The following is a 16,744-nucleotide window of genomic DNA, read 5'->3' on the forward strand; positions in this document are numbered from 1 at the left end:
GGGATGTTCTTGATGAAAGTTGTTGTATTAGGTGCAGGATTGATGGGGAAAGAGGTTGCTCGTGATTTAATAAAAAATAGTAAAGTGGAACAGGTCATTTTAGGGGATATTGATGTAAAGACAGCCCAAAAATTTGTTGAGACGTTAAAGACAGATAAAGTTGAAGTCGTAGAACTTCATGCGGAAAATGATGACTCTTTAACATCGGTTATTGCGAAAGGTAATGTTGTTGTCAATGCACTGTTCTATTCGTTTAATGAACGTGTAGCACGAGCTGCGATAGAAGCTGGTGTCCATTCCGTCGATTTAGGGGGACATATTGGCGGTGTAACGGATAAGATTTTAGCGTTACATGAAGAAGCAAAGGCAAAAGGTGTGACACTTATTCCTGACTTAGGTGTAGCTCCAGGTATGGTCAATATATTAGCGGGCTATGGCGCAACAAAATTAGATGAAGTGGAATCTATTAAGCTATATGTAGGGGGTATTCCAACAGAACCGAAGCCTCCGTTGCACTATACGCGTGTCTTTTCACTAGATGGTGTATTTGACCACTATACAGAGCCTTCTAAAATGATTCAAAAGGGGAAACTTGAAGAAGTTCCATCATTATCAGGTATTGAGCCTATTTATTTCGATGATTTTGGTGTGCTTGAGGCATTTTATACATCGGGTGGCATATCCACTCTTTATAAGACATTCCCGAATGTCCACACATTAGAATATAAGACAATACGTTATAAAGGGCATGCAGAAAAGTTTAAATTGCTAGCTGATTTAGGCTTTTTAGATGCTAGTAATAATGTAGAAGTCGATAACCTAGAAGTGCCTGTCAGAGCTGTTGTCAGGGAGGCGCTTAAGAAGAAGCTTGAACTTGGAACAAAGCCTGATGCGGTGCTATTACGGGTAATTGTTTCAGGAGAAAAGGCGCAACAGCAGGTCACATATGAATACGAAATGGTCGTACGTAAAGATATGACGAATAATGAAACAGCGATGGCTCGTGCAACAGCGAATACAATTTCTGTCGTTGCCCAAATGATTGGTGATGGTGCTATTACAGAACGTGGTGTGTTTGCTCCAGAAACGATTGTTCCAGGTGAGACGTATATTAAAGAAATGGCGAAGCGTGGTGTTGTCATTAAAGAAACATCACATAAGTCTGCAATGATTGTGAAATGGTAGGTGAAGCCCTTGAATTTCGATTTTACAACGGAGCAGGAAATCTTACGAAAAACCGTACGTCAGTTTGTGGATGATGAAATAATGCCACATATTGCAAAATGGGACGCCGAAGGAAGCTTTGATACAAGCATTTGGTCAAGACTAGCTGAACTCGGACTAATGGGTGTTTGCGTGCCAGAAAAGTACGGTGGTAGCGGTATGGATTATAACGCACTAGCCATCGTCTGTGAGGAACTTGAACGGGGGGATACGGCCTTTCGAACAGCTGTATCCGTCCATATAGGTTTAAATAGTATGACGTTAATGCAATGGGGCACCGAAGCGCAGAAACAGCAATACCTTGTACCACAGGCGAAGGGGGTACGGATTGGGGCTTTTGGGCTGACTGAACCTGGCGCGGGTTCGGATGTAGCAGCCATGACAACAACCGCCATACGAGATGGTGATTGTTATGTGTTAAATGGGCAAAAAACATGGATTTCCTTATGTGATATAGCAGATCATTTTATTGTCTTTGCTTACACAGATAAAGCGAAAAAGCACCACGGTATCAGTGCCTTTATTGTAGAACGCTCTATGGTTGGCTTTACTTCTAAGGCGATTAAAGGCAAGTATGGCATTCGTGCTGGCAATACGGGTGAGCTCTTTTTCGAAGACTTGCGCATTCCAGTTGAAAATCGTTTAGGAGAAGAGGGAGAGGGTTTTAAAATTGCGATGTCTGCACTGGATAATGGTCGCTTTACAGTGGCGGCAGGAGCAGTAGGACTGATTCAAGCGTGTCTTGAGGCAAGTGTGAAATATTGCCATGAACGAGAGACATTTGGGAAGCCGATTGGCGAGCATCAACTTGTTGGACAGATGATTGCCAAAATGGAAGCGGGCTATCAAATGAGCCGACTGCTCGTTTATCGGGTTGGCGAGTTGAAAAATAAAGGTATTCGCAATACAAGAGAAACTTCCTTGGCAAAGTGGCAGGCATGTGATTTTGCCAATAAGGCAGCAGACGACGCGCTACAAATTCATGGTGCGTACGGCTATTCGGATGATTATCCTGTAGCGCGTTATTTACGTAACTCGAAAGCGCCAGTGATTTATGAAGGTACACGAGAAATTCATACAATTATGCAAGCAGATTATGTGCTTGGTCGAAGAAACGATAAGCCATTAGCCAAAATGTTACCAAAATGGCCGTTTGATGAGTAAATGACAGATATTTTAAATTTTTGTTATGGTGCCAGGCACTCAAACAATTTCTAGCTTAGCATTTTAAGACTAACTAAGGAAACATCAACGAAAAGTCCTGCGAGATTGCACGTAACGTAAGCCACAACAGACTGCGCGGTAGCAGACGGTTGTGGCTTTTATCGTGTCTTAGGAAAGCACAGAGGGTTTTTACGATCTATACTAAGTGTCAGGCACCAAAACAATTGTGAATTTGGTGGTAGTCACTTTTAATTTTTATGAAAATTTTTCATGTAATGTAACTTTATAACCTTTCAGTAGTCTAATTATAAAACAAGTAATATGAAGGAGTGGAAAATAATGAGAAGTAAATGGGTTGCTATATTTATGATTGTCGTATTAGTCGCCTTGCCAGGGATTTTTACATTGATGATTTCCCCAGACGCACAAGCTAAAGCAGCAAGTACAATAATGACAACGCAAAGTTGGCGAGCATCTTTTTCACAACCATTAAAAAATGTAACGGATGAATATGTCTATGTTACGGATGAATCGGGGAAAAAGGTGACGGCAACGATTACATTAGGTGAAGATAAAAAATCTCTTATTGTCAGTAACCTTTCTGCAGGAAGTTACCGATTACATGTGCAAAAAGAAGCTTTTGCTTATAGTACGTTGAAAGCAACATCCCATGATATTGCCTTTACTGTTATTGACAAATTAGAGGCTGTTAAATCTGAAAAAGAGTTACAACAATATTTTGAAGCCGTTGTGGCAAATGGAAATAGAGGGCCAGAAATAAACGTCCTTGAAGATAGTGCTTCTAGTAGTAAAGATAGTGCCCCTGTTGCGGATAATTCTTCTACAACAAACAACCAAGTAGAAGGGGTCGAGGAGGGGGATATCGTCGTTGTTAAAGATGGCTTTATTTACGCTATAAAAGATCATGGTATAACGGTTGTTGACGCTAATCATCCTCAAGATTTGAAACTTGCAACGACAATTAAACAAAAAGAATCTCAATATATTACGAAATTAGCATTATACGATCAATTATTAATCGCTATCGGAGAAGAATACATTGAACAAGCAGGCACAAGCATGTCAACGGCAACTTTTTATGATATTTCAAATCCGAAAAATCCCAAAGTGATACGAGAGGTTGCGCAGGAGGGCTCTTTACAGGATATACGTATTACGAATGAAACGCTGTATTTAATTGGCAACATGCATCCGAATTATTGGATGCTTCGAGAGGATAGTAAACCAGATTTAAAACCTAAAACGTATGATAGTGTAGTAAGTAAAGAATACAAAAGCTTAGCTATCGACAAAATTTCTATTTTACCAAACACGATGGATGGCTCATATAGTTTAATTACGGCAATTGATTTAAAAAATGGTGCGAAAACATCAGCGAGTACGAAAGGTTATTTAGGTGGTAGTAGTGGACTTTATATGTCAGAAGATGCCCTCTACTTAACTACACCAAAATATGACGATAAACAAATAACGCCAATGGGAGGTATAAAGGATAGAATCTGGATGCCTCAATCAAATGATACACAAGTGTTTAAGTGGGACTTAGATGGAACGGTCTTGAAGTTTGTAGGTACGAGTGAAGTGAAAGGAACAGTGTTAAATCAATATTCAATGGATGAGTATGATGGAAAGTTCCGCATTGTGACAACTGAAGGAAATATGTGGGACGAAAAAAATATTTCTCGTAACCATCTGTTCATATTAGATGAGAACTTAAAGGAAATTGGCGCAGTAAAGAATATGGCACCAGGGGAAAAGGTGTACTCAGCCCGCTTTATGGGAGAGAAAGCCTATGTTGTAACGTTTAAGCAAGTGGATCCGCTATTTGTTATTGATGTAGCTAATCCAAGAAAACCAAAAGTACTAGGTGAATTAAAAATTCCAGGGTATAGCAATTATTTACATCCGCTTGATGATACACACTTAATAGGCATTGGTTATGATACGGAGGAACGTTATGATGCTTATACGAAACGCAATTTCACAGTGTCAACGAATATGAAAATGTCCTTGTTTGATGTTACAGATTTTAAAAATCCTAAAGAGCAATCTACCGTTAAAATAGGCGGTAAAGGCTCATATTCAGATGTACAATACAATCCAAAAGCTTTATTCCGCAATAAAGACTATCATTACTTTGGCTTCCCAGTGGTGCTTTATGAAGAAGGAAAAGCTGATGAGATAGTCTACCAAGGTCAAGGCGCACAAATTTACGAAATTACAGCAGAGAGGGGCATTGTGCTCAAAGGAAATATTATAAATGGAAAAACGAATGAACAATATGAGAATTGGGAGCAAGTTGTACAACGTGTTGTCTATGTTGGCGATACTTTATACACAGTTGCTCGCAATGAAGTAAAGAGCTACCAGTTAAAAGATTTCAAAGCGCTGGATACACTGGTTATTAAATAATGGATTAAATCGAGTGGTGAATTCTGCTTAGAAACCAGCAATTAGCGCGTGCGTGGTGAGGAGGATAATACCGACATAGCAAAAAGAGGCTAGGACAAAACTAAAAAAAATTAAGGAACAGAGGAAAGCCGTTTATAAATTTTTGCTATACGGAGGACTTAGCTATTCTTGCTTTTGCAATAAAAAAATTAGAAGTGTTCACTAGTTGTTGGTAGCAGAGGTGGTGACTCCTGCTCAGAACAGCACATAATGTAAGACGCGGACATTCCACGCTTTAGCGAGGGTTGCGGCTTACAGTGCTGAGCGGAAAGCACCGCCGTAGCGGACAACAACGGCATAGCAAAAAAGTGTTAGATTGATTGCGGTCAATCTAACACTTTTTCTATTGGTGCTATTCACGATAAGGGAGAATTTCAGAGACAGTCACAAATTCATAGCCTTCACTCTGTAAGTAGGCTAATACAGCGTCAAGTCCATCTGCTGTTGATTGATGTATATCATGCATTAAAACGATGGCATTGTTGTGCATATTTTTTTTAATATATGTCAGTAATAATTGTGAATTACGATGTTTCCAGTCCAAAGTGTCAATGCTCCACAGTACTACAGGAACAGGTATTTTTGCGTTGATGTCGTCATTAGTAGCGCCGTATGGAGGTCTAAAAACAGTTGCGCCTTGATTAATCGCTAATTCAATTTCATTTGCAGTAGACGTATATTCTTTTAAAACTTGCTCCATTGGCATTTTAGTCAATACTGGATGATTCCAAGAATGGTTGCCGATTTCATGACCACGAGCGAGAACATCTCTCGCGATATTAGGATAGTGTTTCACTCGACTTCCAAGCATAAAGAACGTCGCTTTCGCATTGTATTTATCGAGCGTATTTAAAATTTGTTCGGTTACTTTCGGGTGTGGACCGTCGTCAAACGTTAATGCAATACGTTTGGCGTTTGGATCTCCTGGAGAAACAGGCTTTGTAGGTTCCATTGTTTCCATAGCAATTTGAAAATCAGATGCTAGTAATGGATTAATAAGTGAAAGAGCAAGCTTCACTATAGGTGCACCTGCTGCGCCACTGGCAATTTCGTACTCATCAAAGTAAAAATGTATCGAATCGTCGATAATAGCAAATCGATTAAAGTTTTCCCACTTCGGCTCAGTTACTTTCAGTAGCTCATCATTATTGAGCTGATCTTTTAGCTCAAGATTTTGCTGTAAGTCTTTGCGAACATAGGCTGCTAAAGTTGTTAGGTTATTGTTGTCGTTCTGTAATAATGTTTGGATATTAATTTCTTCACCCGTTTCATTATTAAAGAAAAACGTTTTAGTGGAAACGACATGATTTGCTCCGCCTAAATACAGCATTTTCGTCAAGACAAAAGAATAGTAGTGATCCTGATATGGGAAAGTCTCTAAATTTATAGTAAGCTCACCTGTTGCCTTTTTATCTTTATTTTTTTTCATAGATAACAGATAGTCTTCTTTTGCCTCTGTTATATACTGCAGTACGACATCGTTAAAAACTTCACTTTCTGTTTGTGGATAGTGAACGGCAAAAGGTGTGCGCTTATCTTTAGAAACGTCAGATGTAATACGTATACCTGGAAACGCAGAGTTTTCAGTGGATAGATTACTAGTAGCTTCACTGTTTGTGTCTTTTGAGGCACTAATTTTTTGGAATTTAAAATGGTCCTTAGACAATACAATGACAAAGATGATGGATATTAATGTAACAATAAGCCCAATTAACAGAAAGTCAATCATAGGGCCGCGTTTTTTTCTGCGTTCCTGAATCAATGTTGGTACGCTCCTCTCTATAATTATTCTTCTATAAAATCAGACGTGCGAGTCAACGGAAAAGTTGTAGAAATCTACAAAGTTTTTGTTGAATTTAATAGAATTACAATAAAAAAATAGTATGTAACAGTGTTTAAAAAACTATCACGACAAGAACTTATAAAAGACTCGTTCAAAACAAACTGTATTTGGCACATTTTAGCTCAATGAAATTCGACGGATAAATGGATTTTGTACTGAAGGCATTGTATCATTTAGCGACAGATACAATTATTCCAAAATATAATTGATAATATCGAAGATTTTTTGTTGAGTTTTTATTTACAGTTCGTTACTATATGCAAGGAACCTTTTGAAGGAGGTAGATAACTGGAATGCTATCACGTGAAGTGGATAATGAACTTACTATTGACTGCTTGCTTCTTGCAGGGCGAATTATGATTGAAAGTGGTGCAGAAACATATCGTGTTGAAGATACGATGCTGCGTATGGCACAATCTCAAAATATGCTAGATGCGCAATGTTATGCTACACCTACAGGTATTATTTTTTCGTTAGGCAAGACACAGCCGACGAGAATCACTTCTATTTCCAGTAGGGTTACAGATTTGCAAAAAATATCCTTGGTAAATTCAGTATCTCGTAGACTCACATCTCACATAATATCATTAGAAGACGCTTATGACGAGCTAAAGTCGATACAAAAAACAAATTATTTTTTACCAATTTATATACAAATATTTGCAGCAGCACTTGCCAGTGGCTGTTTTCTGATTATGTTTAAGGGTGGATGGTCTGATTTCCCTACAGCATTTATTGCAGGTGGTCTAGGATTTCTTACTCTTATTCTAATGAATCATTTAACAAAAGTGAAATTTTTCTCGGAGTTTACGGCTTCATTAATTATTGGTGTTATTGCTTTTTTAGCAGTGAAGTTTAACTATGGTACAGAAATCGATAAAATTATTATTAGCTCTGTTATGCCACTAGTTCCAGGTATTTTAATCACCAATGCGGTAAGGGATTTAATGGCAGGTCATTTTATGTCAGGGATGGCAAAAGGAGCAGAAGCTTTTTTAACAGCTTTTGCTATTGGTTCAGCGATTGCCGTCATCCTATCGTTTTAGGAGGCGGAAGTAATGGATATAATTATACAATTAATTGTAAGTTTTTTTTCAACGGCAGGAATTGCGATTATTTTTAATGTACCAAGAAAAACACTGTTTCATTGCGGTTTTGTTGGTGTAATTGGCTGGATGATTTATTATCTGTTGACTGAGCGGGGAATGGACGTTGTAGACGCTTCGTTTTTCAGCTCATTTATCATTGCGATTGTTGCACATTTATATGCGCGCCGCTTTAAAATGCCAATGATTATCTTTATTGTAGCGGGAATCATTCCACTTGTGCCAGGGGGGATGGCCTACAACGCAATGCGTAATGTTGTGGAGGATGATTATTTACAAGGCTTACAATATGGGCTAAAGGCGTTTTTAATTACAGGTGCAATCGTGATGGGCTTAGTGTTTGCGGAAGTCTTAATGCAATTTGTATTTCGTGCTATCCGTTCAAGCAAGTCGAAGCTGCAAAGAACTTATCGAAAATAAAGTATCATATCATCTTACACTATATAAAAAGATGTCAAATATAAAGAGCTGCTCCGAAGCGTTGGATACTTCGGAACAGCTTTTTATCGCGTTGTTTATTTTACAAGTAATGCTTCGATTTCTTCTGGTGTAACAGGTTTGCTAATATAAAAACCTTGAATAGCATCGCAGCCGTAAGTGATTAATAAGTCAGCTTGCTCAGCTGTTTCAACGCCTTCAGCGACCACTTTTAACTCCATAGATTTACCTAACTGTACCATGCCATGCATAAGCTTTTGTGTTTTTTCGGACTTTAATAACGAACTAGTAAATGTTTTATCAATTTTTAATGTTCCTATTGGTAAAATTTGCATGTAACGGAATGAACCATAACCAGTACCGAAATCATCTAAAACAAAAGCAATCCCTTCGTTTTCAAGCTTTCGCATTTGCTGTGTAATAAAGGTTGCAGCTTCTGCTTCTAATGCGAATTTTTCAGTAATTTCAATTTGAATAAGATTGGCAGGGCAATTTGTTTTTGCTAACATATCAAGAATGGATTTAGCCATGTTTTTATCACGGAATTCACGTACAGATGAGTTAATAGCCACTTTTAAATTATGACCAGCCTTCTTCCAAATAAGTGCTTGCTCGCAAGCCTTTTCTATCATAAACGATCCAATATTGTTAATAAGACCTGTTTCCTCTGCGATTGGAATTAGTTCATCTGGTGAAACGACACCAATCACTTCATCTTCCCAACGAACTAGCGCTTCGACCGCTGTAATTTTACCCGAGTAGATGTCAACTTGTGGTTGATAAAGTACTTTTAGGTTTTTCTGGTCTAGTGCTTGCAGCAGACGTTTTTCAATTAAAGCTTTTCGATTTAATGCTTTATGTGTTGCTTTTGAAAGGGAGACAATTTTGTCACCACCTGCTTCACGCACATTAGTAATCGTTGCGATAGAGGCCTTCATGAGTTGAGAGAAGGTTGTTTGATCCTCAGGGTAGCGTGTAATACCACCACTAATTGAAATAGGTACTGCGATATTGCTGCTATAGATTGGATGCTGTTGTAAATAGGACAAGAAGCCTTGTATAAACCATTCACTTAATGGCGTAATGACAACAAAATCATTTTCGTTAATACGAGCCATCGTACTATCTTGGAAGTACATTTTGATGCGGTTTGTAAATTCGATAATTAGGCTTTGATTGATTTGTTGATCGTGTAATTCCTTTAATGTATAAAATTTATCGATACTTAAATAGACGAAGGAGAAGTGTTTTTCTTCCTCAATCATTTTTGTAATCACTTTTTCTAAACGATGGGCATTCATTAAGCCTGTTTCTGTATCGATATAGGCGATTTTTTCAAGTTGATGTTGAATCGTCTTAGACTTTGTAATATCCTTCTCAATTAAAATAAACTGTTGTTCATTAGCCTCTAAATTAAAAGTTGGGATAGCTGTGAGAAGTACCCAATAGGACTGCCCTGTTTTCGTAACCTTCTCGATTTCCCCTTGCCACGTATGACCATTATTTAAATTGCGCCATATCGTATTTGTAATCTTTTCACTCGCTTCGCTTTCAGGGAATAATTGCCAAAAAGTTTTACCAATCACTCGCTTTGGTGTCCATTGGCTAATTTTTAAAAACTCTGCATTACACTCCAATATAAAGCCATCGCGATCCAAAGTCACTGTCATAAATGTAGAGTCTAAACCTTGCTTTAAGTCTACATATGTACTGCTATTTGAAACAGAATTAATCATTAAATCTGGTAACATAAACATAATTAAAATAAGGTGTTCACCTTGTTCAAAAAATGGTTTTGCCAGCAATGCTGAAGAGATTTCTTCTTCAGAATGGGTGTACACTTGAACTTTATCTATATATGTACTTTCTGTATTGTGTAAAATCGCTTGAAACGTCTCAAATGAAAGATTTCTTAGTAGATTTTCATGTATGGATGGAGTAGTATGTCCTGTAATGTCAGTAACTGAGAAACCAAATAGTTCTTCAGCGTGTTTTCCCGAAATTGTTGCTTGTCCATTTTGCTTTATGACAATTGCAGGAAAAGGAAGTGAATTTATATAATGTTCATCTATCGTAAATGATTTATGCATAAGACTCATGAGTATTCGATCTCCTTGGGTAATCAATATATACTAATATTATAGATAATTATCGGGAATTAGTCATTATGAATATATTTGTAAATATTTGATAATGAGAAAAAATAGGACTTTTCTAACGAAAATAAAGAAAAGTTTTGAAGAAAAATAACAATTTTTAGTACGTATATAGGAAGCGGGAATTGAATGGAACGATTAAAAGGTATACTTTTTATTATCACTGGAGCGATGTTGTGGGGAGCAACAGGACCTTTAATGGAATGGTTACTCAATCATACAGCATTGACAGTTTCTTTTATGTTGACAATTCGTCTATCGGTTGCAGGTATTTTTCTACTTACATACTTATTGTTAACGGGTAAAGATATTGTTAGCATATGGCAACAAAAATTTTGGAGTAGACAGCTTATCACCTTTGGTATTGTAGGGATGCTCGGTGTGCAATACGCCTTCGTTGGAGCGATAAATGAAAGTAATGCTGTATTAGCCACGTTACTACAATTTTTAGCACCAATATTTGTTGTTGCTTATGTATCTCTTAGTTTAAAGAAATGGCCACCTAAATATCAAGTATTAGGTATTATAGGCACATTAGTAGGTTTATTTCTACTACTAACGAACGCTTCTTTTGAATCTTTATTGGTTAGTAATAAAGCCTTATTATGGGGAGTAGCAGTTGGATTAACGTTTGCCTTTTACACATTGTATCCAGCACGGCTTATGAAAGAATGGAATGTGCTCCTTGTTGTAGGCTGGGGGATGCTAATCGGTGGTGTAACGTTAGGTATAGTAAGCCGTATATGGCAATCCAATCAGTGGACGGTCTTTACAGATTTCAAAATTACAGGTTTAATGCTGGCGCTAATCGTTACGGGCACAGTTGCCTTCATTCTATTTTTAAGTAGCATGAAGTATATTACTGCTGTAGAGACAAGTATCTTATCAAGTATTGAACCGTTAACGGCGATGGTAATCTCAGTTATTGTATTTGGTACATCACTTGGATTGTGGCAATTAGTGGGGGTTTTCGTTATGCTTGTTTGTGTAACGTGGCTATCAATCGCGGGAGAAAAGGCATAAAAACATTATTTGTATAGGTGATTTTAACTAGTTTTATAGAATGCTAGTTCTTCTCAAACAAGGGGGAGAGAATGTGAAAGTAATTTTTTCGTATGTAAAACCTTATAAGTGGACAGCCGTTATTGCATTATGTTTGATGCTTATGGAATTATTCGTAGAGCTGATTCAACCGCTTATTATGGCTAAAATTATTGATGATGGTGTACGTGCTCAAAATCAACAAATGATTCTACAATGGGGAGCCGTATTACTTATTTTATCTTTTATCGCCTTTTTAGCTGGCGTCATTAATTCATATTTTTCATCACATACTGCGCAAAGTTTTGCTTTTGATTTGCGTAACGCTTTGTTTGAAAAAATACAATCCTTTACATTGGCTACGTATCAAAAATTTTCTACAGCTTCGCTTATTACTCGGCTAACAAATGATGTAACACAAGTTCAAACGGTATTGTTTATGAGCCTTCGAATTATGCTCCGAGCACCACTTGCTGTTGTGGGGAGTATTGTTATGGCATTTGTTGTCAATGCGAAACTGGCATTGTTTTTAGTAATTGGGACACCCATCATTTTTGTTTTCCTAATTTTTATGGTTGCCAAAGGCGTGTCTTATTTTGGGAAAGTGCAAAAGCGTGTAGACCGTTTAAATCGAGTGCTTCAAGAAAATTTGCAAGCAATGCGCCTCGTGAAAGCTTATTTACGTGGGAAATATGAGGCTTCACGCTTTGAGCAGGTGGCATCACATTTAAAGGTGGATACTGTTAAAGCACTGCGCACGATGGAATATATTATGCCCGTCTTATTGTTCGTAATGAACATGAGTTTATTGGCAGTCCTTTGGTTCGGTACCAAGCAAGTTGCTACAGGGACAGCACCGCTTGGAGATATTGTAGCGATTGTCAACTATGCAATGCGTATCACAGGTTCGTTTTCAATGTTTGCTTTTATTATTATTTTTTATGCCCGTGCGAAAGCTTCAGCAGAACGGATGACAGAGGTGTTGGCTGTTGACAATGAAGTAGAAAGTGCTTCGTCATCTATAGTGGGGGCATCTAGTGACATGAAATTAGGAGAGCTGGTATTTCATAATGTCAGCTTTCAATACCCAGGGACAGATGCTACCGTCTTGTCCAACGTAAGTTTTCACGTGAAGTCAGGTGAAAAATTAGCCATTATGGGGGCTACTGGTGCTGGTAAATCGACTTTACTACAACTTATTCCTCGTTTTTATGATGTGACAGAAGGACAGATATATGTTGAAGGAAAAGATGTTCAACAATGGGATTTGCAAGAGCTACGCGACATTATAGGTTACGTTCCGCAGCAATCTTTATTATTTACAGGTAGTATTGCGGATAATGTGCGTTGGGGGGATACAGAAGCGGATATGGACGAAGTGTTAAATGCAACGATGCAGGCACAAATCCATGCATCTGTGGAAGACTTCCCGAGTGGTTATGATACCCGAGTAGGGCAAAAGGGTGTTAATTTATCAGGTGGTCAAAAACAAAGATTATCAATTGCAAGGGCGCTATTAAGAAAAGGGCATATATTAATGCTCGATGATAGTACAAGTGCACTTGATGTGAAAACAGAGCAGGCACTATGGGATGCGCTTAGTGAAGAAAGTGCAACGATGCTCGTTGTCACACAAAAAATTCGTACCGCTAAAGGTGCAGATCATATTTTGTTAATAGATGAGGGTAAAGTGGTCGCCTATGGTTCACACGAAGACCTTGTGCAAACTTCTGAGCTCTATCAGAAAATCGCAATCTCCCAGCAGGAGGTGAAATAATGGGATTTTTCCAAAAACCTTTTGGCTATGAGCCGATTTTATCGAAAGAGGATGTAAAACAGGTCGTAAAGAAAAAGAAAGGGCCACGAGCAGCAGATTGGAAAAGTACATTATGGCGTCTATGGAAAATTGTCGATGAACAACGTATGTTATTAGTCATCGTACTATTCCTTGTTATGGTCAGCTCACTTTTAGCGCTATTAGGACCGTATGTAATCGGCAAAATTATCGATCTATATGTGATGCATGGCGAGCTAAATGGATTAGGCAGTAAAATTACGCTGTTAATCGGTATTTATGCGCTTTTAGCCATTTCATTATTTTTACAAAATTACTGGATGATTGGGATTGCTCAACAAACAATTTATAGGCTGCGAACAAGTGTCTTTACTCATTTTCAAAAGTTACCTATATCGTTTTTTGATAGACGGCAACATGGCGAGTTAATGAGTCGCATGACAAATGATATTGAAGCCGTTAGCTCTACTTTGAATAGTTCTTTTATCCAAGTGTTTTCGAGTGTTTTAACGCTTGGGGGCACGCTTATTATCATGCTAAGCTTGAGCCCATTATTAACGATTTTAACGATGACAATTATTCCAATTATGTTTTGGGCAATGCGCTGGATTACGCGTCGAACTGCTCCATTATTTAAAGAGCAACAATCAGCAATGGGAGCGCTCAATGGCATGATTGAAGAAACTATTTCTGGACAGCGCATTGTAAAGGCCTTTTCACAGGAAGAACGTGTAAAGGCGGAATTTCGCGACAAAAGTTTACGTTTGAAAAGAACAGGCTTTTGGGCACAGACTTACTCTGGTTACATACCAAAAGTCATGAATTTTTTAAATAATATGAGCTTTACCATTGTTGCTGGTATTGGTGGGGTGCTTGCACTTTACGGTCATGTATCAATAGGTGTTATTGTTATTTTTACAGAATATGCTCGCCAATTTACACGACCATTAAATGATTTGGCGAATCAGTTTAATACAGTACTCTCAGCTATTGCAGGAGCTGAGCGTGTATTTGCATTACTCGATGAACAGTCTGAAATGGAAATGTCTACTGCAAAAAATCATACATTAGTAGGGCAGGTAACATTCAAACATGTGTTTTTTAAGTATGATGTGGCACAGGAATCTTACACACTAAAAGATATTCATTTTACGGTTGAGCCTGGGCAGACAGTTGCTTTGGTAGGGGCAACTGGTGCAGGGAAAACAACGATTTTACAGTTAATTGCTAGATTTTATGAGGTGACGAAGGGTGAAGTGCTATTTGATGGTGTGAATGTACAGCAAATTGAACGGCAAGCACTCCGTTCCCAAATGGCCTTTGTATTGCAGGACCCTTTTTTGTTTGAAACTACAGTAAGGGAAAATATACGTTATGGCCGTTTAGATGCTAGTGATGAGGAAGTTGTAGAAGCGGCGCAGCTCGCTAATGCGCATGAATTTATTATGAAACTAAAGGATGGTTATGACACTGTTCTCAAGGCAGATGGTCGAGAAATTTCCCAAGGGCAAAAGCAATTACTATCCATTGCGCGGGCACTAATTGCTAATCCGAAAATTTTATTGCTCGATGAGGCAACAAGCAGCATTGACACTGTAACAGAATTAGCAATCCAAGAGGCGCTCAATCGACTTATGCAAGGACGCACAAGCTTTGTCATTGCACATCGATTAAATACTGTGCATAATGCGGATGTTATACTCGTTATGCAGAAGGGTGAGCTAGTCGAAGCGGGTTTACAGCAAGAATTAATCGAATCAGGGGGCATTTACGCCCAGATGCTAAGCGCCTCCTCATATCATTTAGAAGAGTAATTTGGATGAACCATTGCGGCAGAAAAGAACCGCAAATTACTGGCAAATATAAATATGAAATGTTTGATTGTAGAGCGATTTTTCTAGAAATCGCTCTTTTTTAATTGGAATCACCTGCCAATAGTAACAGGTACATAATAATTTATTGTAGAAATTTCGTTCTTTTATTAATGTAATTTTTTTGTATTAATGTTATAATAATTACAATAAATGTAATTATTCGATTTCTTAGGATGAGAAGCCATATAATAATTTATAACTAATAGCTTCTAGTAAATTTCATTTATTTTAAAGACCTATAGTAGTATAAATCTTTCTATTTATTCTGTATTGGAAGTAAAATTGCTGATTATTAGAAACGGGTATTATAATTTGTTGCCAGTTTATTTTCTTTCTTGCTACAATAGGGCAATAGTCTGATATAAGAACGGAGTAAACAATGAACATTTCAGTGATTACAGTGTCATTCCCTTTGGATGGGGAAACATTGAATGAATTAAAAATATTATGTGAAGAAGCAACTTTAAACGATTATCGTGTATATGAAACGATTATGAATATACCATCGGCAGGTTCTTTTGAATCGAAAGGTTTTATGGTGCTTGCTTATGAAGATGACCATGATGTATTAGTAGGTGCTGCAAGTGCCATTGATTTGATGGGACTGCATACGTATGAATGGTCGTTAGTAGTGACACCAGCTTATCGCCAAAAAGGAATTGGAACAGCTTTAGTCAAGGTGTTACAAGCTGGACTAGAAGAGCGAGGGGCGGAAGGTCAGTTGGCAGTCGTTATTGATGGCTCTCCTTACGGGCATACATTTATCGAAAAGTTCGGCTATTCATACAGTTTTTCAGAAGCAACATTGGAAACAAAAGCAGAGCCAGTTGAACTTCGAGATGATATTCAAATTGCCCCATACGCTGGGGAGCAGACCGAACTAATCGCTATATATAGTGATGCATTTGGGGATTTGCCATCAGAATCGGAGGAGCTAATCGCCTTTAATACGTCAACGCATGGTCGAAAACTATGGGTGGCACATAAAGATGACCACGTTGTAGGTACGGTGACAACAGCGGAAGAAAATGAAATTCAATGGGTGACAGCACTTGCAGTTCATCCACAGTATCAAGGGCAAGGAATCGGTACAGCTTTATTATCCTTTTCAAAAGACTATGCTAGTAAACAAAGCGCTAAATTTGTTATGCTCGATGTAGAAATCGAGAATAGAAAAGCCCTTTCTGTTTATGAGAAGGCGGGCTTTATGAAAGCACAGCAACTAGACTATTATGTGAAAAATTAATATAAAGAGAGGCTAGGACAAAACTAAAAAAATTTAAGGAACAGAGGAAAGCTGTTCATAAATTTTTGCTATAGGGAGATCTAGCTATTCTTGCTTTTGCAATTAATAAAATTAGAAGTGTTCACTAGTTGTTGGTAGCGGAGGTGGTGACTCCGGCGGGAACAGCACATAATGTTAGACGCGGGCATTCCGCGCGTAGCAAAGGTTGCGGTTTACTGTGCTGAGCGGAAAGCACCGCCGTAGCGGACAACAACGGCATAGCGAAAAAGTGTTAGATTGATTGGGTTCAATCTAACACTTTTTCTCTTATGTCCCAGCCTTCTTATTGCTAAGAAGTTTAAGTTCCTGTTATATTCCTCTTTTTTATCATAAATGTGTACTATGT

Annotated in this window: 11 protein-coding genes; 9 read left to right on the forward strand and 2 right to left on the reverse strand. The window is 38.0% G+C overall.

The features are described 5' to 3' along the window. The first annotated feature begins 12 nt into the window (after nt 1-12). The 3 genes from MHH88_RS02140 (at nt 13) to MHH88_RS02150 (ending at nt 4,821) form a co-directional block, all read left to right on the forward strand. Entirely contained in the window at nt 13-1,185 is a 1,173-nt protein-coding gene (locus MHH88_RS02140; protein WP_103977509.1) for a saccharopine dehydrogenase C-terminal domain-containing protein, read from the forward strand. 9 nt (nt 1,186-1,194) lie between these two features. Beyond that, nucleotides 1,195-2,388 carry an acyl-CoA dehydrogenase family protein gene (locus MHH88_RS02145; protein WP_339261313.1) on the forward strand — a complete coding sequence of 398 codons (1,194 nt, stop codon included), beginning with the start codon at nt 1,195-1,197 and terminating at the stop codon, nt 2,386-2,388. A gap of 339 nt (nt 2,389-2,727) precedes the next feature. After that, complete coding sequence (locus MHH88_RS02150; protein ID WP_339261315.1) at nt 2,728-4,821, forward strand: beta-propeller domain-containing protein; 2,094 nt, start codon at nt 2,728-2,730, stop codon at nt 4,819-4,821. A 391-nt stretch (nt 4,822-5,212) separates the two neighbouring features. Here MHH88_RS02150 and MHH88_RS02155 read toward each other — a convergent pair whose 3' ends face one another. Next, entirely contained in the window at nt 5,213-6,622 is a 1,410-nt protein-coding gene (locus tag MHH88_RS02155; protein WP_339261317.1) for a polysaccharide deacetylase family protein, read from the reverse strand. A gap of 374 nt (nt 6,623-6,996) precedes the next feature. Here MHH88_RS02155 and MHH88_RS02160 point away from each other — a divergent pair, with 374 nt between their 5' ends. Together MHH88_RS02160 and MHH88_RS02165 are read left to right on the forward strand one after the other, a co-directional pair. After that, a complete protein-coding gene (locus tag MHH88_RS02160; RefSeq protein WP_024362761.1) occupies nt 6,997-7,749 on the forward strand; it encodes a threonine/serine exporter family protein in 753 nt (250 codons plus the stop codon). Between the two features lie 12 nt (nt 7,750-7,761). Further along, entirely contained in the window at nt 7,762-8,229 is a 468-nt protein-coding gene (locus tag MHH88_RS02165; protein ID WP_069512931.1) for a threonine/serine exporter family protein, read from the forward strand. A gap of 95 nt (nt 8,230-8,324) precedes the next feature. Here MHH88_RS02165 and MHH88_RS02170 read toward each other — a convergent pair whose 3' ends face one another. Beyond that, nucleotides 8,325-10,346, reverse strand: coding sequence for a bifunctional diguanylate cyclase/phosphodiesterase (locus MHH88_RS02170; RefSeq protein ID WP_069512930.1), 2,022 nt, complete (start codon nt 10,344-10,346; stop codon nt 8,325-8,327). A gap of 186 nt (nt 10,347-10,532) precedes the next feature. Between MHH88_RS02170 and MHH88_RS02175 the strand changes: the two genes are divergently transcribed. The 4 genes from MHH88_RS02175 to MHH88_RS02190 all read left to right on the forward strand — a co-directional run bounded on the left by MHH88_RS02175 (nt 10,533) and on the right by MHH88_RS02190 (nt 16,359). Then, the gene (locus MHH88_RS02175; RefSeq protein WP_339261322.1) at nt 10,533-11,426 is read left to right on the forward strand and encodes a DMT family transporter; all 894 of its coding nucleotides are present in this window, start codon (nt 10,533-10,535) and stop codon (nt 11,424-11,426) included. Nucleotides 11,427-11,499: 73 nt separating this feature from the next. Then, a complete protein-coding gene (locus MHH88_RS02180; protein ID WP_339261323.1) occupies nt 11,500-13,221 on the forward strand; it encodes an ABC transporter ATP-binding protein in 1,722 nt (573 codons plus the stop codon). Then, nucleotides 13,221-15,053: an ABC transporter ATP-binding protein gene (locus MHH88_RS02185; RefSeq protein WP_339261325.1), complete on the forward strand. Its 1,833-nt coding sequence runs from the start codon at nt 13,221-13,223 to the stop codon at nt 15,051-15,053. Before MHH88_RS02180 ends, MHH88_RS02185 begins: the two co-directional genes overlap by 1 nt. A gap of 439 nt (nt 15,054-15,492) precedes the next feature. Next, nucleotides 15,493-16,359 (forward strand): GNAT family N-acetyltransferase, encoded by an 867-nt coding sequence (locus MHH88_RS02190; RefSeq protein ID WP_069512926.1) that lies wholly within the window; start codon nt 15,493-15,495, stop codon nt 16,357-16,359. The last annotated feature ends 385 nt before the right edge of the window (nt 16,360-16,744 follow it).

The organism is Lysinibacillus sp. FSL K6-3209 (assembly GCF_037976175.1).
Classification (GTDB): domain Bacteria; phylum Bacillota; class Bacilli; order Bacillales_A; family Planococcaceae; genus Lysinibacillus; species Lysinibacillus sphaericus_D.